Here is a 26,691-nt window from a genome sequence, read left to right as displayed (position 1 = left end):
GACGTGTGTCCAGGCTGCCCACGCCGTGGTCCCGCACCGCCCCGGTCGGGGCCACGGCGATCCAGCTGAGCCCTGAGGCCGAACCGCACCACACCAGGTCTCCAAGCGGGCAACACGCGGACAGTCCTTGCTGACGCCACGTCATTACTGCCTCAGTCGACCGCCACCCTTCTCCAGTCCGCGTAGAGGTTGCGTCGGCTTGTCGATCATGTCCCGCATGTTCCGATAACGCATCGTTGGAGTGGCAGTTGAGTGTTCACAGATCAGCCCGTACCGGGATCGCGGGCCTAGCGGCCACCGCGGTCCTGACCGGGCTCATACAAGTCGTGCCGGCGTTCGCCGACTCCGGCCTTCCCGACCCGAAGCCTTTGCCGAAGTCGTCTGGCAGCCCGTCCTCGGATCCGTCGACGCGGGTGCCGGACCCCGTCAGGAAGCTCGGCAAGAGCTGGGACACCTCGATGGACCGGGCCGTGACCACGGCCGCCGACAGCGGCGGCTTCAAGGTCCTCGTGGCGGACAGCAAGGACGCCTACCAGTGGCGGACCGTCGCCACGCTGGCGGAGCCCGGTATGCCGGCGGACTCGTGGATCGGCAACTCCTGCGTCATGGACCGTGATCACGCTGCGGTCGTGTATGCGCCGCGGACGTTCACGAACAAGCCGGACCTGATGCAGGGTGGCGCGTTCACCGCAGTCGTCGATCTGAAGTCCGGCCGGGTGACGAAGCTGCCCTTCACCGGCTCGCTGGCCTACTTCGACCCTTCGTGCAACGCCGAAACCGGCACGGCCGCGTTCACCGCGTTCCGTGACAGCAGAACCCGGCTCGTCACCGTCGACACCAGCGGCAGGACGACCACCGATATCTCCGTCACCGGCCAGGTAACCTCGGCCGTCCCGACGCAGGACGGTCTCGTCGCCGCACACGGCCGCCACCTGGTGCACGTCGACCCGGCGGACAGCAAGCTCCAGAAGCTGGCGGCCGCAAACGGGGTACCGTTCGACATCCGCCCCACCAGTGAGGGGATCGCATTCCTCGACCGCAGCGGCAACACGGCACACGCCAAGCTGTGGAAGGGCAGGGGCACTCCATCGCTACTCGCGTCGGGGAAACTCGGAGACCTGGCGCTCGAACAGGGCGCTGAGGGCCAAGCGTTTCTCACCGGGGACACCACACACGCCAACCTCGCGGGTACGGGAGTGACCCGCCTGGACGTTGCGGCGGACACGGATGTGTCCAGTCACGGCCGGCTGGCCGTCGATCCTGTGCTCATGCCGGGCGTACGTGCGGGCCTGGAACGGATCGGCAGCGCGGGGAAGGGCTTCACGAAGGCGGAACCCTCGCCCCGGGCCCGCATCACCGAGGACCCCACGAGGGGCAGTACCGCTCCGCTGACCATCACCAGTGTCGCGACTGCCACTGGCGAGAAGATCACCCAGGCGGTCACCGACACCACCAGCGATACCGGGAAGGGCTCTTTCTCACCCGCCCTGCGTGCGGCAGGTGGAACCGGGAAAAATGGGCGGGCCGCGCAGGCGGACGAGCTGTCCCACAACCCGGTGGACACTGACCGCTGGTGCTCCGTCCCCCGCAACGACGTCAAGGCGCTCGCCCTGCAGCCGACTCCGAACCAGGTCGAGTGGGCCGTCAACATGGCGATCCGCGGGGAACTGCGCGCCAAGTGGATCAAGCAGGGAGGCTGGCGCTCGCAGGCGGGGCTGGGCACCGTCGACCCGCAGGGTCTGTTTCCTGCCCCGACACTGAAGGGCAAGGCCGGCTCACGCATCCCTGCCCAGGTGCTGCTGGGCGTGCTCGCGCAGGAGTCGAACCTGTGGCAGGCCGAAGGCGGCGCCATCCCCGGCCAGATGGGCAACCCGCAGGCGGCGATCGCCGGGTTCTACGGGCACAAGGGGGAGACCTCCGAGGAGTACTGGGCTATCAAGTGGCACCTGTCGGACTGCGGCTACGGCGTCGGCCAGGTTACTGACGGAATGCGCCTGGCCGGCTACGAGAAGCCCAACGAAACCTCCCTGCCTCCGGCGAAGCAGAAGGGCGTCGCCCTGGACTACGCGATCAACATCGCCGCGTCGATGTACATCCTCGCGGACAAGTGGAACCAGGTGCACACCGAGGGCCAGACCATCACCGTCAACAATGACGACGCCTCGAAGCCGGAGAACTGGTTCGCCGCCCTGTGGAACTACAACCTCGGCTTCAACCCGAACAACGGCGACGGCAAGCCGTGGGGTCTGGGCTGGTACAACAATCCGGCCAACCCGTTCTACCCGCCCTCGCGGTTCCCGTTCATGTCCGACCCGCGCGACGCCGCAAAGCCCCAGAACTGGCCGTACCAGGAGAAGGTGATGGGCTGGGCCGCCTGGTCCATGGACACCGGCTACTCCTACTCCACCGACGGACGGCAGGACTGGCCCGGCGAATCCGGTTTCTCCAGCGCAGGGTTCCGGCCCGCCTGGTGGGTCAGCGAGGGCCAGCGCGACCTCGTAAAGCCCCCGTTGGACGCCTTCTGCAACGCGACCAACAACTGTGACTCCGCGAACCCGCCGGACTGCCCCGACGAAGACTGCTACAAGCGGTACTGGTGGCGCGGATCGAACGTGACGTGGAAGAGGAACTGCGCCAACGACTGCGGCAACGAAAACATCAAGTACGTCACGCTGCGCGAGGAACCGGGCCGGGGCTACCGGCTCCGGTCCGGCACCCCCCAGTGCGACAGGAACGGCCTTCCCTCCACAGCGCTCATCGTGGATTCCCTACCCGACAACACCGAAACCTACGGCGACTGCGGGTCCAGCGGCACCGATACCGGCAGCTTCCAGTTCACGTTCCACCCGAACCCGGCAGCGACCGGACCCGGACTCGGCCCGTATGAGGCCAAGGGAGACCTGCACCAGATCGGCGGTGGGCACGGCGGCCACTTCTGGTACACGCACACCCGTGACACCGCTCATCTCGGCGGCACCGGCGCCCGGATGACCATCGACGGCACCTGGACCCTCGACCGTAATACCGAGTGGACCCGTGTCTTCGCACACCAGCCGGACACCGGGGCACACACCCAGCAGGCGCACTACGTGATCAAGGGCGTCGCGGGCGGTGACCGCCACCGTTACGTCAACACCCACTTCGGCACCAACACCTGGGTGGAACTCGGCGTCTACCGCTTCACCGGCACCCCCCGGGTGGAACTGACGAACACCACGGCCGACGGCACCGCGGACGAAGACGTCGCCTGGGACGCTGTCGCCTTCCAGCCCCTGACGGGCAAGCCCAAGCACATGGTGGTCGCCATGGGCGACTCCTACACTTCCGGTGAAGGTGCCGGAGCCTATTCACCCGAGTCCGACAGGGACCACGGGGAAAGCAGCTGGAACGCCTGCCGACGCAGCGCGAACGCGTGGCCCCGCAAGGTGATTCTCCCGGGCCAGACGAAGAGTGTCGGTACGCTCGCGGACAGCCTCGATCCTGCGCTGGACTTCCAGTTCATCGCATGCTCCGGAGCCAAGACGTTCCAGCTGACCGAGGGGGACCCCAATGTGTGGGGCCGGGACGGGAACTTCCACGAGAAGACCCAGATCGACTCGGGAGTGCTCAGCGAGGACACTACCGCGGTCATGCTGACCATCGGCGGCAACGATGCGCGCTTCGACAACAAGATCCAGAAATGTGTCATGGAGGGGTGCCTGCCGGAGGCCTCGATGAAGGCAGACATCGACGCTGCTGTAGCCGAGACCTGGACGGTGCTGGAGCAGATCCATAACCGTGCGCCGAACGCGACGATCTCGCTGATGGGTTACCCATTGCTCTTCAGCCGCACCCAGGCATGCTCGACCTTGGTCAGTGCATCCCAGCGTGTCATTCTGAACGACATGGCGCAGTACTTCGAAGACGAGCAGCGTGAGCTGGCCCTCTCCATGAGCGCATACAACGTGAAATACCGGTCCCCGCAGTCGGCGTTCGAGGGAAAGCGCATCTGCGATTCCCCGGAGGGAATCAACGGAGTTGTGGCAGGGCCGAAGGGCGATGGCGACTTTCATCATGGTGATGAGGTCACTCAGCTCTGCTGGTGGTTCACGGGAGGCACCTGCCTCAGCCGCGAGAGCTATCATCCGAACCAGACCGGGACCGGCGCTTACGCGCAGGCGTTCATGACGGCCAGCCCCATGGCGGCCGTCACACGCAAGGAGCAGTGAGTACGCGTATGTCCGATCACGGCACCGTGGCGCGGCAGCACCGCGCTACGGTGCCGTCCCCGGGATGCCTCATCGCCCTCCTGGCGCCCGTAGTGGCAGTGCTGATCATCGCCCTGGTTCTCATGGTCACGCACTACCGCCAGGAGCGTGCGAATGACCGAAACGAGGCAGAAGCCCTGCACAGGACGGTCACCCTGGCCCGGTCGTACGCGCGCGACGTACTGGCGGTGCCGCACTACCCTCCCGGCAGGGAAGCCGTGCGCGGCATCGCCGAACGGCACGACGGCAGACTTACCTCCTACGCGCGGTCGGAAGGTTCGCTGGCCACCACCGTCCGCTTTTTCGGGGAGTACAAGGACACCAGCATATTCGGCACCTCTTATTCCAGGGCCTATCGCTGCTATTCCATCGTGTTTCACAGGGACACGAAGGACGAACCGCAAGAGAAGACGACCCGCCTTGAAAAATGTGACGGCGCCTGATCCAACCAACCATGCCACCAACTGAGGTTGGTCCTCTGGCGCGATGCCAACGCCCGCCACTGCGACGTCCTGGCTTCAGAACGCAAGGAACGCGCCCGCATCCGCAGCGAGAAGGGCATCCGCTGGGGCGGGCGCCCCAGCGCGTCCGCAGCTACTACCTCACCGACGCCGTCGGCTCCGTCATCGGCCTCGCCGACGAGTCCGGTACAAAGGTGAACACGTACGCCTACAGCCCCCGCGGCGTCACCCGCTCCACCACCACCGAAAAGGCCGGGGTCTCCCAGCCCTACCGGTTCGCGGCCGGCCACCAGGACCCCACCGGCATGTACCACCTCGGCGCCCGCTACTACGACCCCAACATCGGCTGCTTCACCCAGCCCGACCCCTCCGGCCAGGAGAAGAACCCCTACCTCTACGCCGAAGGCGACCCCGTCAACCGCATCGACCCCAACGGATTGCTCAGCTTCTCGTCCGTTACGGAGACCGTGGGTAGCACGCTGGGCACCGTCGTGGGCGCCGCAGCGGCTGCTGCCCTCTGCACGGCCGCCACAGTGGGCTGCATCGCCCTGGGCGTCGGTATGGGCGCTCTCGGCGGGGGTGCTGGAGGTGCTATCGGATCTGCCATCGGCGGTGGTGGCAGCGAGGACCGTAAGAGGTCGTTTTCATCTATTTTGCACCGCCACAACTGCCTCATTGGAATACTTGCGCTTCCTGAGTGCCGGACCGGCGGGGGCAACTACGGGGCGGATCGCCCATGCAGGCAATATTTGGGATGAGACGGAACTTGCTCAGATGAAACGGAAATTTGAAGCACCGCCTCAGTCACTCTGAGTTCTAGAGAAGCCATCGCCCCAATAGTCACGTCTCGACACTGCGACCTGTTGGGATGAAACGGGCTTCGTAGATGAAAACGACCTCTAAGAACGCGTTCTACAACGGCGCCTTGGGTGGCGGGCTGGGTGCGGCTCCTCTGAGCAGAGCTCCCTGGCTTCGAAACCTTTTCTAAATCGTATGGCGGTGGTGGCCTGCGCGGCTCTGCGCAGACCACCACCGCTTTTGGACGTTCACAAAAGGATGTGTGATGCCTGAATCAAAGAAAGTCAGTTCTCGAGTGCGTAGGATCGGGGCGATCCGAGGAGCCCTCATGGGCATTGTGGTCACCTTCGTCTCACGCGCTGTAGGGTCGGGCTTCGGCTGGGATCTCCTCGTACTGACCTGCATCGGCGCTGTGGTGGGAGCTCTTGCTGGCCTTGTGTTCGCAAGGTACCTGGTGAGCGACTAAAGATTTTTAACGGCTGAGGTTACGGCGGTTGGATTAGGGCGGGCCGAACGCGAACAATGTCTTCTAATAAATCCTGAATGCATGAAACAGTTCGCTGCGGTGGCAGTGATGCAGGCGCTCGTCAAAACCGGCTTCAGAATCACAAAGACATCCGGTGAACAAGCCAGCATCGTGTTGATCGTCGCGGGTGCAGCCATGCCAGAGAAGACCCCGTAAGCAGGTTCGTTTCTCCGGTATTACTGTTCCCCTCACATGGGTGACCTGCACGGCAGTTACCGCACGGCGCGGCCGGCCGGCCGCTATCAACAGCAGATGATCAAGTCTGCTCTGCGGGGCCTCACCGCCGCCGCCATCCTCGTCCTGCCACTGGCCCCCGCCCCGTCGGCCCATGCGGCAGAAAGCGTGCCGCTGGCCGCGGCCGTCGAACGCCTACCCCTGGCCGCGGAATCGCGGGCCGGCTATCAGCGCACCGCCTTCAAGCACTGGAACGCCGGCACCAACCCTGCCGACGGCTGCAACACGCGCGCGGAGGTACTCATTGCGGAAGCTGTCGAGGCGCCGCAGATCGGCCCGAACTGCCAGCTGACGGGCGGCCGATGGTTCTCCTACTACGACGCGACCTCGGTGACGTCCGCATCGGGCCTGGACATCGATCACATGGTTCCCCTCGCGGAGGCCTGGGATTCCGGGGCCTCCGCCTGGACGGCGCGGCGCCGCGAGGCCTACGCCAACGACCAGGGTGCAGAGGCATCCCTGGTGGCCGTTACGGCCCGCTCCAACCGCAGCAAGAGCGACCAGGACCCGGCTACCTGGATGCCGCCCGCCCCCGACGAGGCGGTGCGCTGCACGTACGCCGCGCAGTGGGTGGGCACGAAGCTGCGCTGGGGCCTGGCCGTCGACGACACCGAGCTCGCGGCGCTGCGGGACATCGCCGGTGGCTGCCCGCTCAAGGCCGTGGCGTACGAACCTGCCACGTAACGCGCCGGAGCCAACCGGGCAGCAGCCCCGGCTGGACGAGGAAGAGCACTCGCGGGGCTGCCTCTGTCCGGCTCCCTCACCGGCACTGGCCCTGCTGGTCCTGTATGCGGCGCCGTGACGTGCCGCATAGTTCTGTGACGCAGGGTGATCCCGCCCGTGGCGGGCGGGATCACCGGGTGTGCGGGGTGTGTCAGTTGTGGTAGCCGATGTAGCCGTTGCCGTCCCTGTCGTTGGCCCTCTTGGTGTAGGCGTGGGAGTCGGCGCCGGCGCCGCCGGGCTTGAGGAAGTGGATGGTGTCTTTGTCGTTGTTCCACAGGAAGTTGCAGTTCTGGCGGTAGACGACGTTGCCGGCGTCGGAGTTGGGGCCCTTGCCTCCGCGCTGTTTCACGTAGTCGCCGGGCTCCAGGACGTGGCTGGCGGTGAAGGTGTACTTGGTGCCCGCGGCGTCCTTGACGGCGTAGCCCTTGAGGTCGATCCTGGCGGTCCTGGCGTAGTTCTTGATCGTCAGGTATTCGTTCTTCGTGTTGCCGCTCGAGCACTTGTTGGAGTCGGTGCCGGGAGCGTCGTACTGCACGCCCTTGATCTTCAGCGACGACGTGTACTCGGCGGCCTGGACCGGGCTGACGACGGCGGCAAGGGCGCCAGCGGTGGCCACCGCGGTCAGGACAAGACGCATACGCATGAGGAATCCCCCCTCTGTGGTGCGGATGAAGCGCCCGGAGCCTACCGAATGAGCAGAGAACGTGTCGATCTCATGGGATACATGTGAAGGCGGAGCGGCGATCGTCTCCCGTGTCCCGAGCCATCTGCACTGTGAAGCGCACAGCGCTCACCGGGCCGTATCCATCCGACCAAGTCGTCCAACGCAGCCAACAGACTCTCTGCGTTGGACTACTCACCCGCAGACCGAGCAGCTGGACCTGCGCTCGGACTGCCCGCGCCATGTCCGGCCACCGTTGTCCCCGCTGCGGAGCCGGAGCCCGCCGACATCGACGACCAGGAGCTGGTGTTCGACCACATCGGCCGGTACGGCGAGCTGTCGGTGCAGCGCCTGGCCGGCGGGGAGCAGATCATGCCCACTACGGACGCGCCGACGGACACGGGACCATCCCCGCGGGTGCGGGGAGCAGACTTGAACCAGGGACACACGGATTAACAGTCCGGGACCATCCCCGCGGGTGCGGGGAGCAGAGGATGTGCGCCGCGGACTTCGCGAACTCGGTGGGACCATCCCCGCGGGTGCGGGGAGCAGAGCAGGACGACGGCCAGGGTGATGGGCGCGTAGGGACCATCCCCGCGGGTGCGGGGAGCAGCGCGAGCTGACACGTGGCTAGGGCACGGTTGCGGGACCATCCCCGCGGGTGCGGGGAGCAGCGTCGGCCCCGGGCAGTGACCTCGGCGTCGCCGGGACCATCCCCGCGGGTGCGGGGAGCAGTCCGACCCTGGCCAGTTCCCCGAGTTCGGTGAGGGACCATCCCCGCGGGTGCGGGGAGCAGAGCGGCCGTGCCCGTGCCCGTATCCACGCGATGGGACCATCCCCGCGGGTGCGGGGAGCAGGTAGCGGAGATCGTCGGCGATCCGGGCCCGCAGGGACCATCCCCGCGGGTGCGGGGAGCAGGACCTTGCCGACGCCCTGGTCGAGGCGGGCGAGGGACCATCCCCGCGGGTGCGGGGAGCAGCACGGCGAAGCAGGCCGTGCCCGGCCAGGAGGTGGACCATCCCCGCGGGTGCGGGGAGCAGACTCCGCCACCTGCGAGTTTCCCTCAGGATCAGAGCCGTTTCCATCACTTTCAACGAATTGCACATTCCGCTCAAAAGGTTCTCTAGGTGGGGTGACGGCTATATCACAACTCACTCGGTACGTCTGCTAGCAGACACAGATCCGCCTGCAAGAGGACGTGCTCGCCGCCGCAGCCGCCCCAACAACTACGTAGAGCGTCTCATCATCTAGGACGCCATGGGAGTGATGATCTTCTGTTTGTCCATGCCGGTCGCCGGCGCGCTGGGCGAGGAAGTGGGGCCGACGCTTTTCGGATGCGCGGTGGCGTGGCTAAGCGCTGTCCCGCTACTCCGTCCCGGACGGCATGCGAGGTTGAGCCTCGGGGCGATGGGCCGATGCCGGATGCGGTTTCCTGACCGTCGCCGGGCCGTAGCTCCTGGCATGATGTTGTCCATGTCCACGTACCGAAAGGTCGATGCCGCGTAAGCGGCCCGGCGCGCTGCGCGCTGAACAGTCTCTCCGTGTCGCGTGGGGCTTGCCTCCAGAGCGGATCCACGGGCTCTCTGCCCGAACTAGCATCGCCATAGATCGAGTAGAGCGGCTCTCGGGCGACTACTACGTGTATCCCAATGCCACCGACCGTGCGCTGCGGCAGTATCGGGCGTTTCTGCAGCCCCCCGGACGACGACCCCTGTATCCACAGGATGCCGAGTGTTCGTGCCGCGGCTGCTCCTTCGACGACGTGCGGCACGCTCGCGACGTGCTTGAGGAGGTCTTGCGGCAGTTGCCTCCCCGGTCCCGCGCCCAGCTGCAACGCCAGGTGCGCGCCCTGGACGCCAAGTACGTCGAGCGGACGCTGCCCGACCCGTTCGCCGCTGATCGACAGTGGCGTTCTGACCTCTGGTGGCGGCGCCGTCTGGCCGGCTGACGAGAAGCTGGATGAGGGACCCGGCCCAAGCCGCGGTGAAAAGATCAATCCGTGGCTGGTGTGATCACGGCGTCACAGCCGTCCTGGATAGGTCCGTTCACCGGGCTGAGCCCGTGCTGCTTCGGCAAGTTGGTTACCGCCCTGCGCCGCGAAGGAGCGGACACGGTCCGCCGAGGCCGACCGTGGGGCCTGCCCCTGGAGGACCGCGTCCTGCTGGTCGCGGCGTACGGGCGGACGAACTTGGCGCTGCGCCAGCTCGCGCCGCTGTTCGGAATCTCGAAGTCTGCGGCCGACCGCATCATCAACTGCCTCGCACCCCTGCTCGCGCTGCGGCCACGCCAACGATTCCGCAAGGACACCGTGCTCATCGTGGACGGCACCTTGGTCCCCACACGTGACCACGCGGTGGCCGCACAGTCGAAAAACTACCGGTACTCCACCAACCACCAGGTCGTCATCGACGCCGACACGCGACTGGTCGTCGCAGTTGGCCGGCCCCTGCCCGGCAACCGCAACGACTGCACGGCATGGGAGTTGTCCGGAGCGAAGGCAGCCGTCGGCAACACCACAGTGATCGCTGACGGCGGCTACCGCGGCACCGGCCTGGTGATCCCACACCGCCACGAACCCGGCCAGGCCGAACTCCCGGCCTGGAAAGAGGAGCACAACCACTCACACCGCAAGGCCCGTGCCCGCGTCGAGCACACCTTCGCCCGCATGAAGAGCTGGAAGATTCTCCGCGACTACCGATTGAAGGGCGACGGCGTTCATCACGCCATGCTCGGCATCGCCCGCCTGCACAACCTCACTCTCGCCGGATGAAGCAGCGGCCCGCACCGCACGGGACCGCATCCCAGACTCACTGCTGATCATTACGGGACAGCGCTTAGCCGGGGAAATCTGTCGCTCCCACGGCGCCTGGCCGGACGACAGGGCTGCCTACACGGCCGTGCAGCAACTACAGCGCTGGAAGGCTGCACGCCTACTTCGGCGAGATCCGCGTTGCCGAGTGGCGTACTGGACTTTGCGCGGGAGAGTTTGTAAGGGCTGGCCTCTCGTCCAGGCCCTACCGAGACCCCCGCACAGTCCGCAACCTGATTGTCTCAACTGCAGCAGCAGGGTTCAAAATTCGAAGACAATGTGATTGGTCGATCGAGGCGCGGGTGCACCCAGCGGTCCTCGCGTGAAAGCGGAGCAAACCACCCCGTAGGTCGAGGTGCGGCGGCTGCGCGGGCCGCCGCGCGGGCTCCAACCGGCCCGGTCTCATGGGGCGCGGCCTATCGCGTTTCCCCGAGCCCCGGCATGGGGCAGTGGCCGGTTCGTCTCCCTGCAAGGCCCGCGTCAGGGCACGCACCACTTCCGGATCCGCAGGCAGAGAGGAAAGTGGATATGACCAACCTCGGAATCCCAGCCGTTCCTCAGCGGCAGCGCACGGAGATCGGCGGAGGTGTCGGCTACGCGTTCAACGGCCAGCACTTCACGATCGGCTCGGGGGCCGATCTCAACCAGGTCGCCGCGACTCTCCAGCACCCGCTTTCAGTGATCCTTCAGGTCACCAAGCGCTGCAACCTGGACTGTGGTTTCTGCTCCGAGACCCTGCAGATGCCCGACCCTTCCATCGAGCAGCTCGCCGTCATCCGGGACAACCTCAGTGGCGTGAACCGTGTGTTCCTTTCTGGCGGGGAGCCGCTGTTCCGCCGTGACTTCGGCGATGTCGTTGACCTTTACCACGGCGGTGGGCACATCGTGGCCGTGCCCACGAACGCCGTGTACGCCGAGCTCCACGCTTCCCGCATGGTCGGCAAGGTCGCGTACGTCAACGTCGGACTTGAGGGCCCGCGTGCGGTCACGACCCGCATGCGCGGTGACTACGACGCCATCATGGCCGGCGTGCGGGTTTTCCAGGAGCATGGCATCCCGCTCGCGATGTCGGCCGTCGTCTACCGCTCGAGCCTGACGGCCCTCCCGTTCACCGCCCAGATTGGCGACGTTATCGGCGCCAGCAAGGTGAAGCTGATCCTGCCCCTGCGCAAGGGCAACGCGCTGGGCCTGCCGGAGCTGGAGTTCATCACCCAGGACGAGGCCCTGGCCGCGTTCTCGCGCCTTGAGGAGAAGGCCGCGGAACTGCAGTGGTCACCCGCGCTGCGGATGACGACGTGGACCCCCGAGAACGAGGGCCACATGATCGTCATCGAGCCGAACGGCACCGCACGCGCGTGGCCGGTATACGACGCGAAGGATCTGTGGGAGGACCTGGGCAACGTCCTCGAGGAGCCGATCACCGAGATCTGGAAGCGGTACCGCTTCAAGGTGCAGCATCTGTCCAAGTACGTAGGAAAGTCGATCCTCACCACCGCTCAGGGCGCGCTCACCGGGAAGAAGTGACCATGCGGTCCTACACCAACCTCCTGCGTCCGGACACCCCGTTCGGGTCCGTCACCGATCCGTGGCGACGGCCGACGAAGTGGCTTGCCGCGATGTCGCTGCTGTGGGGCGACGCGGGCGCCGACGAGCCGCCCGTCATCATGGCGGCCGGCCTCGTGGTGATCCCCGTGCACCGCGCCCGGCCCCGCACGGTCTGCGCGCCGCTGGCCCAGTTCGGGTACCGCGTCGTCGTCCCGGAGTCGATCGGCGAGAACGACCAGATCATCAAGGTCGTCGACGACGCCCTCGTGCAGGGACGCCGGGAGGCGGAGGTGATCGCCTGGCACAATGCGGCCGACGACCTGTACGTCCTGCAACAGCTGCCCCGCCGCGAGGGGGCGCCCCGGCACGCGGGTATCGCCGCCGTGGCCCAGGCCTGCGGCGACCGTGCCGTGCACGAGCGGTCGACCGCCCGGCTCGTGGACTGCAGCCACGACCTGGGCCCTGCGGCCGGGCACGTCAGCGACACCGCCCTCGCGCACGGCCTGGTGCCGATGAAGGAGTTCACCCGCGCCGCCCAGCAGGAAGGTGCGCAACTCGCCTGTGAGGCGCTCGTCGACGAGCGGTGGGGGGACTGTTCCCCCGGCATCCTCGCGGCGAGCGTGCTGGCCTCGGCCGTCTCCACCGCGCTCCTCGGCGGCAAGCACGCCGGGCGGCTGGTGTGGCGGGAGCCGCTGAGTATCACCGAGTTCGTCGGGGCCGTCGCCTGGGAGGTGGCTCCTCCTTTGTTCTCTGGCGTGGCGCCGTCCGTCAGCGAGTAGCGTCCGGCGGGGCCGCGTGCACCGGGCGCGGCCCGTCGTCCTACGGCAGGAACACACCACATGATCATCAAGAGCAGTGCGCCCACCGCACGGTCCCTGCAGCCGCCGCCGCTGCGCACCGGGGCCGTGCGGATCGCGTCCATCGACGTCGAGTGGACGAAGAACTACAGGATCAAGAACGGACAACGCCCCTTCTGCTACAGCGTCGCGTGGCTCGACCTTCCCGCCCATGGCCAGCCGGACCTGGCGGATGTGGCGTTCGAGTGGACGAGCGTGTACGTCCAGGAGCCCGGCGAGATGGACGAGCTGATCCGCACCGCCGCGGCGACCGTGGCCGCGGCCGCGGAGACGTCCCGGATCGTCACCGGACACCAGTTCTGCAGCGACCTGGCCGTCCTGGAGGCGAACGCCCCCACGGATGCCGTCCCCCGCCTGCAGGCAGCGCGTGCGCAGTGGAAGGCCCGGCGCGACGCAGACCCGGACGAGAGCCACTACGTCGACACCCGCTTCGACGCCGGCCACCTCCTCACGGGCAAGTCCCGCCGCCTGGTCGACGTGTGCAACGAACTCGGCCTCGACGTCACCCAGCCCGAGCTCCTCAAGGTGACGATGCCCGCCTGGCACCGCCGATGGGTCGAGGACGGCAACGACGAGGGCAGAGAACGCGTCAGCGTCCTGAACCTCCGGCACTCCCTCTCCACCGCCTACGTCGCCGCCCACGCCGCCGGACTGGGCAGGTGGGCCGACGACGGCCTGAACGTGAACCGTCTCATCGCCGAGGGCGCAAAAGGCGCCTGGGGCTGGCTCGAAAACCCTGTCTTCACCAACCTCCTGGAGGACCCGTGCCCGTCCGAGGATGCCGCGTTATCGCCGTCGAAGGCACCCAGGCCACAGGCAAAACCACCTACGTCCACGCGCTGACCGCCCACCTCCGCGAGCAGGGCGTCAACGTCGCGTGCACCGGTGAGCCCGCCCGCACCAGCCCCTTCATGGAGGACATCGTGCTGCACGGTGAGGGGAACTTCGACCTGGTCGCCGAGGTGGACCTGCTTGCCCAGCACCTCACCGTGCCCCTGCGCGCCGCCCGCCACCACCAGGTCCTCATCACAGACAAAACCCCCGCGAACGTCCTGGCCCTGGCCGGCCTGGTCCTCGACCCCGCCGAGCCCGGCACCGCCGAGGTTCTGGCCGCGGCCGAGGCGCTGTGCCAGGCATGGATGCCCCTCGCCTACGACGCGATCGTGTACTGCCGGGACCGCTACGACCAGAAGGCCGGCGGCGACCGCATGCGAGAGAAGGTCCTCACCCTCCAGGACAAATCCGACACCGCCATCCACGAAGCATGCACCATGCCGGGCGTGCAGATACTGGAGATGCCCACAGGCCTGACGGTCGCCCAGCGTGTCCAGTGGACCATGGAGCGCATTGGGAACATGGGGCTACTGGCAGCCTGATTCCGACTAAAGTCCCCTACCGGCAGACGCCCCACCGGCCGGAGGACTAAGCACCGTGGCCCCGCAGCTCCCCGTGAACGACGTAATGCTCATCCTCGAGCGCGACGGCGCCGTGTGCCTTGCCGAGCGGCAGGACACCGGCTACGCCGACGGGCAACTGAACCTCCCCTCCGGGAAGCTCGACCCCGACGAAAACGTGTTCGACGCCGTAATCCGCGAGACGCTCGAGGAGATCGGCATCGCCGTCGAGCGGGAGGCCCTGCGCATCGTGCACGTCATGCACTTCCGCAACCCAGAGGGGGAACCCCGGGTCGGCTGGTTCTTCGCCGCCCGGCACTGGAAGGGCGAGCCGCGGAACATGGAGCCGCACAAATGCGCGGGCCTGTCCTGGCACCCCGCCGACCACCTTCCCGACACCACCGTCCCCTACAACGCTCTCGGGATCGCCCACTACCTCAAGGGCGAGCCGTTCTCCGTACACGGCTGGGAGAAGTCCGAGTAAGCCCGAATCACCGGATACATGACCATGGTTGACGGCGTTGCGATGGAGAGCTGACGGCGCATCGAGCAGGAGGCGAGTACGGAGCCGGTCGCTGCCAAGACGCAGTGGCCGGACAGCGGGCCGACATCAACGCCTCGCAGTGTGTGGGACCATCCCCGCGGGTGCGGGGAGCAGTTTCCCGGCCACTATCGAACTAGCGTCAGCTAGGGACCATCCCTGCGGGTGCGGGGAGCAGACCACCGGTCGGTGTGGGCCGGTCCGGGGTGCGGGACCATCCCCGCGGGTGCGGGGAGCAGACCGGCTCACGGTTGGGCAGGTGCAGCACCCCGGGACCATCCCCGCAGGTGCGGAGAGCAGGACCGAGGAACAGCTCCACGGCCTCCAGGAACGGGACCATCCCCGCGGGTGCGGGGAGCAGGCCGGGTCACGGCGCACGATGAGCGGCGTGTAGGGACCATCCCCGCGGGTGCGGGGAGCAGACCGCCTGCGGCTACGTCTACGACGAGGCCGAGGGACCATCCCCGCGGGTGCGGGGAGCAGGCGCAGCAGGGTGCCGGGCACTTCGGTGCCCAGGACCATCCCCGCGGGTGCGGGGAGCAGACGTTTCTGGGCTGCAAGGTCATCAGCGCGGAGGGACCATCCCCGCGGGTGCGGGGAGCAGTTCATGGCGGGCTCCGGTCAGTCCTCGTTGCTGGGACCATCCCCGCGGGTGCGGGGAGCAGGGCCTCGCGCTGTCCACCAACACCTCCGCACGGGGACCATCCCCGCGGGTGCGGGGAGCAGTGGCCCGCGCCTACGGTTGGGGATTCTCCGGAGGGACCATCCCCGCGGGTGCGGGGAGCAGTAGGCGGCGGGCGGGTCAGTCGTACGCGACTGCGGACCATCCCCGCGGGTGCGGGGAGCAGACTGCCTGACCTGCTGTTTCACGATGGCGAGAGCAGGTTTTCAATGACTTTCATTGATTCCGGCAAACCGATCATTTTGCACTTTCCCCACGTTCTGCGTACTGGTGGTTTGTTGGCTCAGAGGCCCAACTCTATGGCTCGTTCTGAGGGGTTGCTGCTGCGTAGGGCATCCGGCGTCGAGTTTCGCAGTTTTTTCGTTCTTGGCTTCACGAGCTGCTTTTTGCATGTATTGATCTGATGTGACGTACAGGGGAGAGGGATCTGCCGGGTTGCGCGCGAGGCTCAGCGGACCGGTGCTGAGTGTGTGGGCCAAGCACGACCGGGACTCGGACGGATGGCTGCCGTTGTGGCGGCACATGGAGGACAGCGCCGCGGTGGCCGGGCGGTTGTGGGACGAGTGGCTGCCCCACGCTGTGCGCAGGCTGATCGCCGACGTACTGCCCGGGGACCAGGCGGATGCGCGTCGGCTGGTGGTGTGGCTGGCAGGGGTGCACGACGTCGGGAAGGCGACGCCGGCGTTCGCCTGCCAGGTCGAGACGTTGGCGCAGCGGATGCGGGACCGCAGGCTGGAGATGCGTTCGCGGGAGACGATGGGCGCTGACCGGCGGCTGGCACCGCATGCGCTGGCAGGTCAGGCGTTGCTGGGTGAGTGGCTGGAGCAGCGGCACGGTTGGTCGGTCAAGGAGGCCGGGCAGTTCACGGTGCCGATCGGTGGGCATCATGGTGTTCCGCCCGAGCCTGGGCAGATCACCGCGGTGGATTCCCGTCCTGAGCTGCTTCGGACACCGGGGCCGAGCCGGGCGGTGTGGGAGCGTGTGCAGCAGGAGCTGCTGGATGCGTGCGCGGACGAGTTCGATGTCCGGGAACGGCTGGATGCCTGGCGGGGGGTGAAGCTGCCGCAGCCGGTGCAGGTACTGCTGACCGCTGTGGTCATCGTCGCCGACTGGATCGCCAGCAACTCCGAGCTGTTTCCCTATTTTCCCCAAGACGTTGCCCGTACGGGCCCGGAGCGGATCGCCGCGGCATGGCAGGGCCTGGACCTGCCGGGGCCGTGGTGCCCGCAGGAGCCGGTCGGGGACGTGCAGAAGCTGTTCGCCTCGCGTTTCGCGCTGCCGCCCGGGGCAACGGTGAGGCCGGTGCAGGCGGCGGCGGTCGAGCTGGCCCGGACGATGGACGAGCCGGGCCTGATGGTGATCGAGGCGCCGATGGGGGAGGGCAAGACGGAGGCCGCGCTGGCCGCCGTCGAGATCCTCGCCGCGCGCTCGGGAGCAGGGGGCGTGTTCTTCGCCTTGCCGACAATGGCCACCGGCAACGCGATGTTCCCGCGTCTGCTGCGCTGGCTCGATCAACTGCCCTCGCCCGAAGGCGCGCGCCACTCGGTGCATCTGGCGCACTCCAAGGCCGCGCTGAACGAGGACTTCACCGACCTGATGGGCCAGGGCCAGCAGGTCCGTGCGGTCGATCTCGACGGCGAGGAGGGTGGCGGGCGGCAGCCGCGGCTTTCGAGCGGTGCCGGGCGGGCGCCCGCCGAGCTCGTCGCCCATGCCTGGCTGCGCGGACGCAAGAAGGCCATGCTGTCGTCGTTCGTCGCCGGCACGATCGACCAGCTTCTGTTCGCCGGGTTGAAAAGCCGGCACCTGGCGCTGCGTCACCTCGCGCTGGCGGGCAAGGTCATCGTCATCGACGAGGCGCACGCCTATGACACGTACATGAGTGTCTACCTCGACCGGGTGCTGTCCTGGCTGGGCGCCTACCGGGTGCCGGTGGTGGTGCTGTCGGCGACGTTGCCCGCCGGCCGCCGGCGCGAGCTCATCGAGGCGTATGCCGGGCGCAGAACTCGTGAGAGCACGGCTGGCTTCGATGCTGTTGCCGCCGCGCGTGACTATCCCCTGCTGACGGCCGTCGCGCCCGGCGGATCTCCGCAATGGCGCTGTCCGGATGCTTCCGGGCGCGGCACGGACGTCGTACTGGAGCGTCTGGAGGACGGCTTTGAGGTCCTGGCTGACCGTCTGGAGAGCGAACTCGTCGACGGTGGCTGCGTCCTGGTGGTGCGCAACACGGTGCGCCGTGTGCTGGAGACCGCCAGTGTGCTGCGCCGACGGTTTGGCGAGGACAACGTGAGCGTGGCGCACTCCTGCTTCGTCGACCTGGACCGTGTCGCCGTGGACGAGGGCCTGCTCACTCGCTTCGGGCCACCGGGGAAGACCACCGACCGCCCGAAGGGTGCGCATATCGTCGTGGCCAGCCAGGTGGCGGAACAGTCCCTGGATGTGGACTTCGACCTGCTCGTCACGGATCTCGCCCCAATCGACCTGCTGTTGCAGCGAATGGGTCGTCTCCATCGTCACCTGCGGGGCGGCGAGCAGCAGTCCGAGCGCCCCGCGCGGCTGCGCACGGCCCGCTGTCTGGTCACCGGTGTCGACTGGACGGCGAGCGTTCCCACACCCGTGCGCGGTTCGACCACGGTGTATGGAGCACATCTGCTGCTGCGTTCGGCTGCCGCACTGTTACCCCATCTCGATGGCAGCCCGCAGCGGCCGGTGCGGCTGCCGGCTGATATCAGCCCACTGGTGCAGCATGCCTACACCGATGACACAGACCCTCCGGCCGGATGGGCTCAGGCGTTGGAGGCGGCTCGGGCAGGCCACGACGCTCACCGTGCGGACCAGGCCGAACGAGCGGCCACCTTCCGGCTCGGTGCCGTCGGGCGGCCCGGGCGGCCGTTGTTCGGCTGGCTCGCTGCCGGCGTCGGGGATGCGGACGACACCCAGCGGGGCCGGGCGCAGGTACGCGACAGCCGCAACAGCGTGGAGGTCGTCGTCGTCCAGCGGCGCTCCGACGGGAGTCTGGCGACGGTTCCGTGGCTGACGCCGGACCGTAAAGGACGCCCACGCGCCGGACTTCCCCTGCCCACCGACCAGGTGCCGACCGCTCTGGCTGCACGCACGGCTGCCGCGTGCGGACTGCGGCTGCCGATCCAGTTCACCTACGGCGCCGTCATGGACCAGGCGATCACCGAACTCGAAGAGCTGTACGTGCCTGCCTGGCAGACGAAAGACAGCCACTGGCTCGCCGGTCAGCTCATTCTCGCGCTCGATGAGCACTGTCAGACCCACCTGGCAGGCTTCCGTCTGCGTTACGACCCCAGCGACGGCCTTGAGGTGACCCGTGCCTGAGAACGATCCTCACAATGGTGGCGCACTGTCTTTCGATCTGACCGATCAGCCGTGGATCCCGGTCCTGCGCAGCAACGGCCGTGCGGATGAGCTGTCGCTGCGCGAGGTGTTCGAGCAGGCCGGTGATCTGCGGCGGATCGCCGGGGATTTGCCGACGCAGGAGTTTGCTCTGGTGCGTCTTTTGCTGGCCGTTGCTCACGACGCACTGGAGGGGCCGCAGGACATCGACGGCTGGGCGCAGCTGTGGGAGGAGCCGCAGTGCTTCGCCGCGGTGGATTCCTACCTTGACGTCAACCGTGAGCGGTTTGATCTGCTGGATGGCCAGGTGCCGTTCTTTCAGACGGCAGGACTGCAGACGGCGAAGGGTGAGGTGTTCTCCCTGAACCGGATCGTGGCCGATGTGCCCAACAACGAGCCGTTCTTCAGCGCCCGGTTGCCGACCGTGGACCGGCTCACGTTCGCCGAGGCTGCCCGGTGGGTCGTCCACGCGCATGCCTACGACACCTCCGGCATCAAGACCGGCGTGGAGGGTGATGCACGGGCCAAGGGCGGCAAGGTGTATCCGCTGGGGGTCGGCTGGGCCGGCAACCTCGGTGGCGTCTTCGTCGAAGGCGCCACCTTGCGTGAGACGTTGCTGCTGAATCTGGTGGCCGCCGACACCGGCGATACGCAGATTGATGGCGATGATGCTCCCGCGTGGCGCAGGCCGCCGTGCGGCCCCGGTGGCGCCGAGCGTGCGCCTACCGGCGTGCGGGATCTGTACACGTGGCAGACGCGGCGGTTGCGCCTGCATTTCGACGCCACGGGTGTGCACGGCGTGGTCCTTGGTTACGGGGATCCGCTCAGCGCGCGCAACCGGCAGCACCGCGAGCCGATGACGGCCTGGCGGCGCAGCCAGGCGCAGGAGAAGAAGCTGCGCACCTCGCCCGTTTACCTGCCCCGCGAGCACGTCCCGGAGCGTTCCGCCTGGCGGGGCATCGCCTCTCTGGTCGCCAGTCAGCCTGTCGCCTCCTCCTCGGCGGAGGCGCCCGCCTTTCGCCAGCCGGCGGTCCTGGAGTGGGTGGCCCGCCTGGTGACCGAAGGGGAACTGGAGCGCGGGTTTTTCATCCGGGCCCGTCTGATCGGTGCGAAGTACGGAACGCAGCAGTCGGTCATCGACGAGATCGTCGACGACCAGGTCTCCATGGCCGTTGTGCTGCTGCACCAGCACGACAGGCGTTACGCCGAGCAGGCCATCGCAGCCGTTGGTGACGCCGATCTCGCGGTCAACGCCCTGGGGGACCTTGCCACGAACCTCGCCCGGGCTGCCGGTACCGAGACCGAAGGGCCGCGTGCCACGGCGCGTGACCTCGCCTACGGGCTCTTGGAGTCCCCTTACCGTTCCTGGCTGGCGCATCTGGCCGAGGCCGATGACCCCTACCCGCGGCGTACCCAGTGGCAGCGGCAGGTGTACACGCTCATCGACGCTCTCGGGGAGCGGCTCATGGCGCAGGCAGGTGACGGGGCCTGGCAGGGCAGGGTCGTCGCCGTGAAGAAGGGCGCCGAGTGGCTCAACTCCGCGCTTGCCGGCAAGTGGTTCCGCTCCGCTCTGCGCAAGGGTCTGGGGCAGGCCGGTTCTTCCGACAATTCGCCGGATTCGGTCCCGGCGCCCGACAGCACACCGAAGGCACCCGCATGAGCACCGACACCGTACTGGCCACCCCTCGCAAGCAGATCGCCCGTCTCGCTGCTACTTGTATCGGGCAATGGCAGCGCGGCTATCTCGCCGATCAGTCCCAGGCGGTAGCCGCTCTGGCCAGGCTGCGCCGTGGTGCGGGCCGTGAGGCCGGGCAACTGCCCGACCTGTGGGATCTGATCGACCTCGGCCCCCTGCACGAACCCCCTGCCGGCGCCCGGCCCATGAGCGAACACGAACTGGTGCGCGCCGAGGACGCTTTGCACGTGGCGTTCACCCTGTGGGCGCTGCACCAGCAGTCCCGCCCGCAGGGCATGCACCAGGGCGATCAGCCGGGCAAGAGCCGCGGGCTCGGCGCTGCGGTGCGGCAGATGATGAAACCCGGGGAGATCGACGAACCTCTGCGCAAGCGTCTGATCCGCGCCGGCACGGCTGCCGACCTCACAGCCCTGTCCCAGCGGCTGCGCGACATCGTCGTCCTGCTGCGCCGCCAGGACATCGCCCTGGACTACGGCCTGCTCGCCGGGCAGCTCTACACCTGGCAGTGGCCCGGCGGAGCGGACACGGTCCGCCGCGAGTGGGGCCGTTCCTTTCACGCCTGGCACGACAAACCCGCTGCCACCGAACTGCCTTCCGGCTCAGGCCAGTAAGCCGACACCGTCACCCATACCACGGACTTCGACAAGGACGCCTCGTGAACCGCATCTTCCTCGACGTGCACGCCCTGCAGACCGTGCCGCCCAGCAACCTCAACCGCGACGACACCGGCGCACCGAAGAGCGCCGTGTACGGGGGAGTGCCGCGTGCCCGGGTCTCCAGCCAGGCGTGGAAGCGTGCCACCCGCACCTACTTCCGTGACGAGCAGCTGCTGGACCCCAGCGAGCTCGGAGTGCGTACCAAGAAGATCGTGGAAGCGGTCGCCGGCCGGATCACCGCCCTGGACCCGTCCGTGCAGGATGAGGCGGCGCTGCAGCTCGCGGATGAGGCAGTCAAGGCCGCCGGTCTGAAAACGGAAGTGCCCAAGCGAAAGGCCGACCAGGCCAAGGAGGGAGAGCCCGCGCCCGCCCCGGAGGCGAAGTACCTGGTCTTCCTCAGCTCCCGTCAGCTGGACGGCCTGGCCCGCCTGGCCGTCGAGGGCGCTGCGGACATCACGGCCTTCTTGAAGGACAAGAAGAACAAGGACCGGGCCAAGGAGATCGCCGACACCCGTCACTCCGTCGACATCGCCTTGTTCGGGCGCATGGTCGCCGACGTCGCGGACATCAACGTCGATGCTGCCGTCCAGGTCGCCCACGCCATCAGCGTCCACCGCGTGGAGAACGAGTCCGACTACTACACGGCCGTCGACGACGAGAACACCGACGAGGAGACCGGCGCCGGCATGATCGGCACCGTCGACTTCAACTCCGCAACCCTTTACCGCTACGCGGCCCTTGGCGTGCACCAGCTCGCCGCCACCCTCGGCCAGGGCCTGCGCGAGGACGAGCCGCTCACCGAGCCGGTCCGCCGGGCCGTGGAAGCCTTCGTCCACGCATTCATCGCCTCCCTGCCCACCGGGAAGATCAACACATTCGGGCACCACACACTGCCCGACGCCGTGATCGTCACGCTGCGCACCACCCGGCCGGTCAGCTTCGTCTCCGCTTTCGAAGAGCCCGTACGCGCAGAGCAGGGTGGGCACGTCCGTCAGGCGGCCGAGCGTCTGGCCGCGTACATCCCCGACATCGAGCGCGCCTACGGGGAGAAGGGCGCCCCCACCTGGGTGCTGCGGGTGGGCTCCAACACCACGCCGCTGGCCGGGATCGGCACCGAGGCGGGCCGCCTGGAGGAACTCGTCGCCGCTGTCGGCAAAGCCGTCGCCGAGCGCCTGGAGAAGCCCGCATGAGCGTGCTCACCCTCCAGCTCGCCGGACCCCTGCAGTCCTGGGGGGCCACCGCCCGCTTCGCGCGCCGCACCACCGAGTCCGCTCCCACCAAGAGCGGCGTCATCGGCATGCTCGCCGCGGCCGCCGGTATCGAACGCGGCGACGATGCCCGTCTCGAACCCCTGACCGCACTGCACTTCGGCGTACGCATCGACCAGCCCGGCACCCGTGTACGGGACTTCCACACCGCCCACCACGCGGTCACCGGCAAGTCCATGCCCCTGTCCGAACGCTTCTATCTCGCCGACGCCGTCTTCGTCGCTGCTCTCGAAGGCGACCACGCCCTCCTCGCCCAGCTGCACGCCGCACTGCAAAACCCGGTCTACCTGCCGTTCCTGGGCCGCCGCTCCTGCCCGCCGTCCGCTCCCGTCGAGATCGGCCTGAGCGACGACGCCAGCGTGATGGACGCGCTGCGTGCACTGCCGTGGCGGGCCTCCCCCTGGCATACCCGCCCGCACCGCGACCTGGCCGAGATCGAACTGACCGTCCTGCGCGAAGCCGACCCCAGCGATACGGGCGCCGCCGACACCCTGCGCGACCAGCCGCTCAGTTTCTCCGCGGCCCACCGCCGCCACGCCTTGCGCACCGTCGTCACCGACCGCGTCCGCGTCCGCAACCCCTTCGCCCGGCCGCAGCCGGTCCGTCACGACCCCTTCGATGCCCTGGACGAGGAGAAGAGCGCCTGATGTTCCTCACCCGCTTCCGCGTGAACACCGCGCGCCCCGGCGCCCGCCGCCTGCTGTCCTCCCCACAGGCCATGCACGCGGCCGTGATGTCGTCCTTCCCCACACTGCTGCCCACCGACACACCCGCACCCGACGCACCGCGCGTGCTGTGGCGCCTGGACCGCACCGCACGGGCCGAGGTCATGCTCTACCTCGTCAGCCCTCACCAGCCCGACCTGACCCACCTGGTCGAACAAGCCGGATGGCCCGCAGCAGCCGCCTCCGATCCCGCCTCACCAGGCTGGCACAGCCGCCCCTACACCCCGTTCCTGGACCGGCTCGCCGCCGGTGACCAGTGGGCGTTCCGGCTGACCGCGAACCCCGTGCACCACATCCGCCGCAAGGACGACGAACCCACCAAACGCACCGCCCACATCACCCCCGTCCACCAGATGAGCTGGCTACTGAAGCGCCAGGAACGCTGCGGTTTCCGCATCACGCAAAAACCTGACAACCAGCGCCTCCTGCCGGACGGCACCACCCACCACGGACACGCCCACCACGGCGACCGCTACCACCTCACCGTCAACGACAAGCGGGCCCTCGCCTTCGACAAGACCCGCCCCCCCACAGGCGGCCGTCCCAAACAGCCGATCAGTCTCGTCACCGTCACCTTCGACGGCCAGCTCGAAGTCACCGACCCCCAACTCATGCGCCGAACTCTGACCCAAGGCATCGGCAAGGCCAAGGCTTACGGATGCGGCCTGCTCACCCTCGCGCCCGCCACCGGATGACGTGATGACCACCATCTCCCGACGCCCCGCGGCCAGCCCCCGCCAGCTCACCCGCACCGCAAAGCGGCTGTCCTTCATCTACCTCGAACGCTGCACCGTCCACCGCGACGCCAACGCCATCACCGCAGAGGACGCCGAAGGCACCACCCACATTCCCTCGGCGACCATCGGCACCCTCCTCCTGGGCCCCGGAACCCGCATCACCCACCAGGCGATGAGCGTCCTGGGAGAAACCGGCGCCACCGTGTGCTGGGTGGGAGAACACGGCGTGCGCTACTACGCCGGCGGCCGCGCCCTGACCCGCTCCTCCGCCCTTGCCGAGGCCCAAGCCGTGCAATGGGCCAACACCCGCAACCGGCTCGCTGTCGCCCGCGCCATGTACCGCCTGCGCTTCCCCGACGAGGATCCCGCCGGCCTCACCCGCCAAGAACTCCTCGGTCGCGAAGGCCGCCGGGTCAAGGACTGCTACCGAACCCAGTCCGCCCGCACCGGTGTCCCCTGGCGCGGCCGCCGTTACACCCCCGGCGACTTCGGCAGCGGCGACCCGGTCAACCAGGCCATCACCGCCGCCGCCCAGTGCATGTACGGCATCGCCCACGCCGTCGTGACCTCCCTCGGCTGCAGCCCCGCCCTCGGATTCGTGCACTCCGGCCACGAACTGTCCTTCGTTTTGGACATTGCCGACCTGTACAAGACCGAGATCGGCACCCCCGTAGCCTTCGATGTCGCCGCACAGGACGAGGAGGACACCGGTCCACGTACCCGCCGGGCGCTGCGGGACCGTATCAACGAACTGTCCCTGCTGGACCGCTGCGTGAACGACATCAAGCACCTGCTACTGCCCGAGGCGTCGCCAGCCGCGGCCCGCGAGGACGACCGCGACATCGTCACGCTCCAGAGCGACGGCGATCACAAAGTCGCCGCAGGCCGCAACTACGCAGGCAACTTCCAGGATCAGGACGAGTTCGGCGGGCACCTGGGATACGGCGATACGGAGACGACCTGGTGACCGTCATCGTCCTCACCAACTGCCCCGCCGGCCTACGGGGATTCCTCACCCGCTGGCTGCTCGAAATCTCCGCTGGCGTCTTCATCGGCAACCCGTCCGCCCGCATCCGCGACCTGCTGTGGGACGAGGTCCAGCAGTACGCCAACCAGGGTCGGGCCCTCCTGGCCCACACGGCCAACAACGAACAGGGCTTCATCTTCCAAACTCACGACCACGCCTGGCACCCGGTCGACCACGAGGGACTGACCCTGATCCGCCGCCCGAACGCCCAAAGCACGCCCAGCTCGGCCGCGCCGAAAAAAGGCTGGAGCAAAGCGTCCAAACGACGTCGATACGGAAGTTAGGGAAGCGTAGAAATGGGCGTTATGTCGGATTCTGTGAAACTACTAAAAATGGGCCTCTTGCCGTAACGAAGCTGCAGGTCACCAAGTGTGCTCCCCGCACCCGCGGGGATGGTCCCCGCTCCAGGGACTCGGGCAGGAGGACGGTGTCGTGCTCCCCGCACCCGCGGGGATGGTCCCCACTCCCGGAACTGACCAAGGACACCGGAGCCGTGCTCCCCGCACCCGCGGGGATGGTCCCGCGGGCCCGCTCAGCCTCGGACTTGTTGGACGGTGCTCCCCGCACCCGCGGGGATGGTCCCAGCAGATCCAGGCCCGCGAGGAAGCCGCCCGGGTGCTCCCCGCACCCGCGGGGATGGTCCCATCAATGGGCACTGCGGGAACTTGGGTAGCTAGTGCTCCCCGCACCCGCGGGGATGGTCCCAAGGGCTCAAGAGGGCTTCACTCGCTACTTCGGTGCTCCCCGCACCCGCGGGGATGGTCCCCGCTCGGGCGGGCTCTCATCGCCAAGACGAGCGTGCTCCCCGCACCCGTGGGGATGGTCCCATCGTCATGCAGCCGGCCAGGACACAGATCACGTGCTCCCCGCACCCGCGGGGATGGTCCCCGGGCCTGCGAGTTCACCCCCAGCGAGCCGGGGTGCTCCCCGCACCCGCGGGGATGGTCCCCACGGGGAGAACGAGACCGACCTCGAATCGGCGTACTCCCCGCACCCGCGGGGATGGTCCCGATCTGGTGTCCGAGCGGGCTCCGATGGTGAAGTGCTCCCCGCACCCGCGGGGATGGTCCCACCATCCTGTGGAGCCAGAACTACGGCACGCCGTGCTCCCCGCACCCGCGGGGATGGTCCCACCGACATCTCCGGCTGGAAGAACCGGAAGTCGTGCTCCCCGCACCCGCGGGGATGGTCCCGTGTCGAAGACTGCGCCGGAGGCCAGGCACCAGTGCTCCCCGCACCCGCGGGGATGGTCCCTGGTCACCACGGCGGGGCGTCTCACTCTCGACGTGCTCCCCGCACCCGCGGGGATGGTCCCTCCGTGCCGTACACCGACCGGAAGTCGGTGGCGTGCTCCCCGCACCCGCGGGGATGGTCCCCGCCCCAGGCGTGTCGCCACCCTGTCCCAGGTGTGCTCCCCGCACCCGCGGGGATGGTCCCGCCCGGCGGCGGACGAACCGGTGGGGCATCACGTGCTCCCCGCACCCGCGGGGATGGTCCCCGCCCCAGGCGTGTCGCCACCCTGTCCCAGGTGTGCTCCCCGCACCCGCGGGGATGGTCCCGCCCGGCGGCGGACGAACCGGTGGGGCATCACGTGCTCCCCGCACCCGCGGGGATGGTCCCCGCAACGCCGCGGTGGCCGTGTACGTCTTGGTGTGCTCCCCGCACCCGCGGGGATGGTCCCGATGTTGACCTGCGGGGACTGGCGGCTGCCCGGTGCTCCCCGCACCCGCGGGGATGGTCCCTG

The 26,691-nt window shown here is 68.1% G+C and carries 21 protein-coding genes, 1 pseudogene and 3 CRISPR repeat arrays; of the genes and pseudogenes, 21 read left to right on the top strand and 1 reads right to left on the bottom strand.

Going from position 1 to position 26,691, the window contains the following annotated elements; all coding sequences use genetic code 11:
* Positions 1–326 precede the first annotated feature (326 nt).
* The 6 genes and pseudogenes from KM933_RS21875 (at position 327) to KM933_RS21860 (ending at position 6,950) form a co-directional block, all read left to right on the top strand.
* Positions 327–4,208 carry a GDSL-type esterase/lipase family protein gene (locus KM933_RS21875; protein ID WP_308013501.1) on the top strand — a complete coding sequence of 1,294 codons (3,882 nt, stop codon included), beginning with the start codon at positions 327–329 and terminating at the stop codon, positions 4,206–4,208.
* An 8-nt stretch (positions 4,209–4,216) separates the two neighbouring features.
* A complete protein-coding gene (locus KM933_RS21870) occupies positions 4,217–4,690 on the top strand; it encodes a hypothetical protein (protein ID WP_221354729.1) in 474 nt (157 codons plus the stop codon).
* Positions 4,691–4,726: 36 nt separating this feature from the next.
* Positions 4,727–4,843, top strand: a pseudogene (locus KM933_RS39550) (IS630 family transposase); the annotation flags it as partial.
* The gene (locus KM933_RS21865; RefSeq protein ID WP_488269385.1) at positions 4,813–5,466 is read left to right on the top strand and encodes an RHS repeat-associated core domain-containing protein; all 654 of its coding nucleotides are present in this window, start codon (positions 4,813–4,815) and stop codon (positions 5,464–5,466) included. The pseudogene KM933_RS39550 and the gene KM933_RS21865, both read left to right, overlap by 31 nt.
* 587 nt (positions 5,467–6,053) lie before the next feature.
* Positions 6,054–6,188: a hypothetical protein gene (locus KM933_RS39545; RefSeq protein ID WP_260333947.1), complete on the top strand. Its 135-nt coding sequence runs from the start codon at positions 6,054–6,056 to the stop codon at positions 6,186–6,188.
* 96 nt (positions 6,189–6,284) lie between these two features.
* Positions 6,285–6,950: an HNH endonuclease family protein gene (locus KM933_RS21860; protein WP_221354728.1), complete on the top strand. Its 666-nt coding sequence runs from the start codon at positions 6,285–6,287 to the stop codon at positions 6,948–6,950.
* A 190-nt stretch (positions 6,951–7,140) separates the two neighbouring features.
* Here KM933_RS21860 and KM933_RS21855 read toward each other — a convergent pair whose 3' ends face one another.
* Positions 7,141–7,632, bottom strand: coding sequence for a lamin tail domain-containing protein (locus KM933_RS21855; protein WP_221354726.1), 492 nt, complete (start codon positions 7,630–7,632; stop codon positions 7,141–7,143).
* Positions 7,633–8,051: 419 nt separating this feature from the next.
* Positions 8,052–8,690: a CRISPR direct-repeat array (repeat unit 29 nt; unit sequence GGGACCATCCCCGCGGGTGCGGGGAGCAG).
* Positions 8,691–9,430: 740 nt separating this feature from the next.
* Here KM933_RS21855 and KM933_RS39540 point away from each other — a divergent pair.
* The 15 genes from KM933_RS39540 (at position 9,431) to cas2e (ending at position 25,231) form a co-directional block, all read left to right on the top strand.
* On the top strand, positions 9,431–9,598 hold the full coding sequence (locus KM933_RS39540; protein ID WP_260333946.1) for a hypothetical protein: 168 nt from the start codon (positions 9,431–9,433) through the stop codon (positions 9,596–9,598).
* A gap of 51 nt (positions 9,599–9,649) precedes the next feature.
* Positions 9,650–10,420, top strand: coding sequence for a transposase (locus KM933_RS21845; RefSeq protein ID WP_221354722.1), 771 nt, complete (start codon positions 9,650–9,652; stop codon positions 10,418–10,420).
* Between the two features lie 567 nt (positions 10,421–10,987).
* A complete protein-coding gene (locus KM933_RS21840) occupies positions 10,988–11,983 on the top strand; it encodes a radical SAM protein (protein ID WP_221354720.1) in 996 nt (331 codons plus the stop codon).
* 2 nt (positions 11,984–11,985) lie between these two features.
* Positions 11,986–12,783 (top strand): hypothetical protein, encoded by a 798-nt coding sequence (locus tag KM933_RS21835; protein ID WP_221354718.1) that lies wholly within the window; start codon positions 11,986–11,988, stop codon positions 12,781–12,783.
* 60 nt (positions 12,784–12,843) lie between these two features.
* The gene (locus KM933_RS21830; RefSeq protein WP_221354716.1) at positions 12,844–13,704 is read left to right on the top strand and encodes a hypothetical protein; all 861 of its coding nucleotides are present in this window, start codon (positions 12,844–12,846) and stop codon (positions 13,702–13,704) included.
* On the top strand, positions 13,626–14,237 hold the full coding sequence (locus KM933_RS21825) for an AAA family ATPase (protein WP_221354714.1): 612 nt from the start codon (positions 13,626–13,628) through the stop codon (positions 14,235–14,237). The genes KM933_RS21830 and KM933_RS21825 overlap by 79 nt, the downstream gene beginning before the upstream one ends.
* 55 nt (positions 14,238–14,292) lie before the next feature.
* Positions 14,293–14,739 carry an NUDIX hydrolase gene (locus KM933_RS21820; RefSeq protein WP_308013500.1) on the top strand — a complete coding sequence of 149 codons (447 nt, stop codon included), beginning with the start codon at positions 14,293–14,295 and terminating at the stop codon, positions 14,737–14,739.
* Positions 14,740–14,884: 145 nt separating this feature from the next.
* Positions 14,885–15,644: a CRISPR direct-repeat array (repeat unit 29 nt; unit sequence GGGACCATCCCCGCGGGTGCGGGGAGCAG).
* A gap of 356 nt (positions 15,645–16,000) precedes the next feature.
* Positions 16,001–18,820 carry a CRISPR-associated helicase Cas3' gene (cas3, locus tag KM933_RS21815; RefSeq protein WP_260333945.1) on the top strand — a complete coding sequence of 940 codons (2,820 nt, stop codon included), beginning with the start codon at positions 16,001–16,003 and terminating at the stop codon, positions 18,818–18,820.
* Positions 18,813–20,498 carry a type I-E CRISPR-associated protein Cse1/CasA gene (gene casA / locus KM933_RS21810; protein WP_221354710.1) on the top strand — a complete coding sequence of 562 codons (1,686 nt, stop codon included), beginning with the start codon at positions 18,813–18,815 and terminating at the stop codon, positions 20,496–20,498. The genes cas3 and casA overlap by 8 nt, the downstream gene beginning before the upstream one ends.
* The gene (casB, locus tag KM933_RS21805) at positions 20,495–21,145 is read left to right on the top strand and encodes a type I-E CRISPR-associated protein Cse2/CasB (protein WP_221354709.1); all 651 of its coding nucleotides are present in this window, start codon (positions 20,495–20,497) and stop codon (positions 21,143–21,145) included. Before casA ends, casB begins: the two co-directional genes overlap by 4 nt.
* Before the next feature lie 44 nt (positions 21,146–21,189).
* Positions 21,190–22,380 (top strand): type I-E CRISPR-associated protein Cas7/Cse4/CasC, encoded by a 1,191-nt coding sequence (cas7e, locus tag KM933_RS21800; protein WP_221354707.1) that lies wholly within the window; start codon positions 21,190–21,192, stop codon positions 22,378–22,380.
* Positions 22,377–23,105: a type I-E CRISPR-associated protein Cas5/CasD gene (gene cas5e, locus KM933_RS21795; protein WP_221354705.1), complete on the top strand. Its 729-nt coding sequence runs from the start codon at positions 22,377–22,379 to the stop codon at positions 23,103–23,105. The genes cas7e and cas5e overlap by 4 nt, the downstream gene beginning before the upstream one ends.
* Positions 23,105–23,878 (top strand): type I-E CRISPR-associated protein Cas6/Cse3/CasE, encoded by a 774-nt coding sequence (cas6e, locus tag KM933_RS21790; protein WP_221354703.1) that lies wholly within the window; start codon positions 23,105–23,107, stop codon positions 23,876–23,878. Before cas5e ends, cas6e begins: the two co-directional genes overlap by 1 nt.
* Before the next feature lie 4 nt (positions 23,879–23,882).
* Complete coding sequence (gene cas1e, locus KM933_RS21785) at positions 23,883–24,887, top strand: type I-E CRISPR-associated endonuclease Cas1e (RefSeq protein WP_221354701.1); 1,005 nt, start codon at positions 23,883–23,885, stop codon at positions 24,885–24,887.
* The gene (gene cas2e / locus KM933_RS21780; RefSeq protein ID WP_221354699.1) at positions 24,884–25,231 is read left to right on the top strand and encodes a type I-E CRISPR-associated endoribonuclease Cas2e; all 348 of its coding nucleotides are present in this window, start codon (positions 24,884–24,886) and stop codon (positions 25,229–25,231) included. The genes cas1e and cas2e overlap by 4 nt, the downstream gene beginning before the upstream one ends.
* 87 nt (positions 25,232–25,318) lie before the next feature.
* Positions 25,319–26,689: a CRISPR direct-repeat array (repeat unit 29 nt; unit sequence GTGCTCCCCGCACCCGCGGGGATGGTCCC).
* Between the last annotated feature and the right edge of the window lie 2 nt (positions 26,690–26,691).

Origin of the sequence: Streptomyces beigongshangae (assembly GCF_019710745.1) — a bacterium.
In the GTDB taxonomy this organism is placed as follows: domain Bacteria; phylum Actinomycetota; class Actinomycetes; order Streptomycetales; family Streptomycetaceae; genus Streptomyces; species Streptomyces beigongshangae.
Note: the sequence above shows the minus strand (reverse complement) of the source record. Positions and strands in the feature narration are given on the sequence as shown.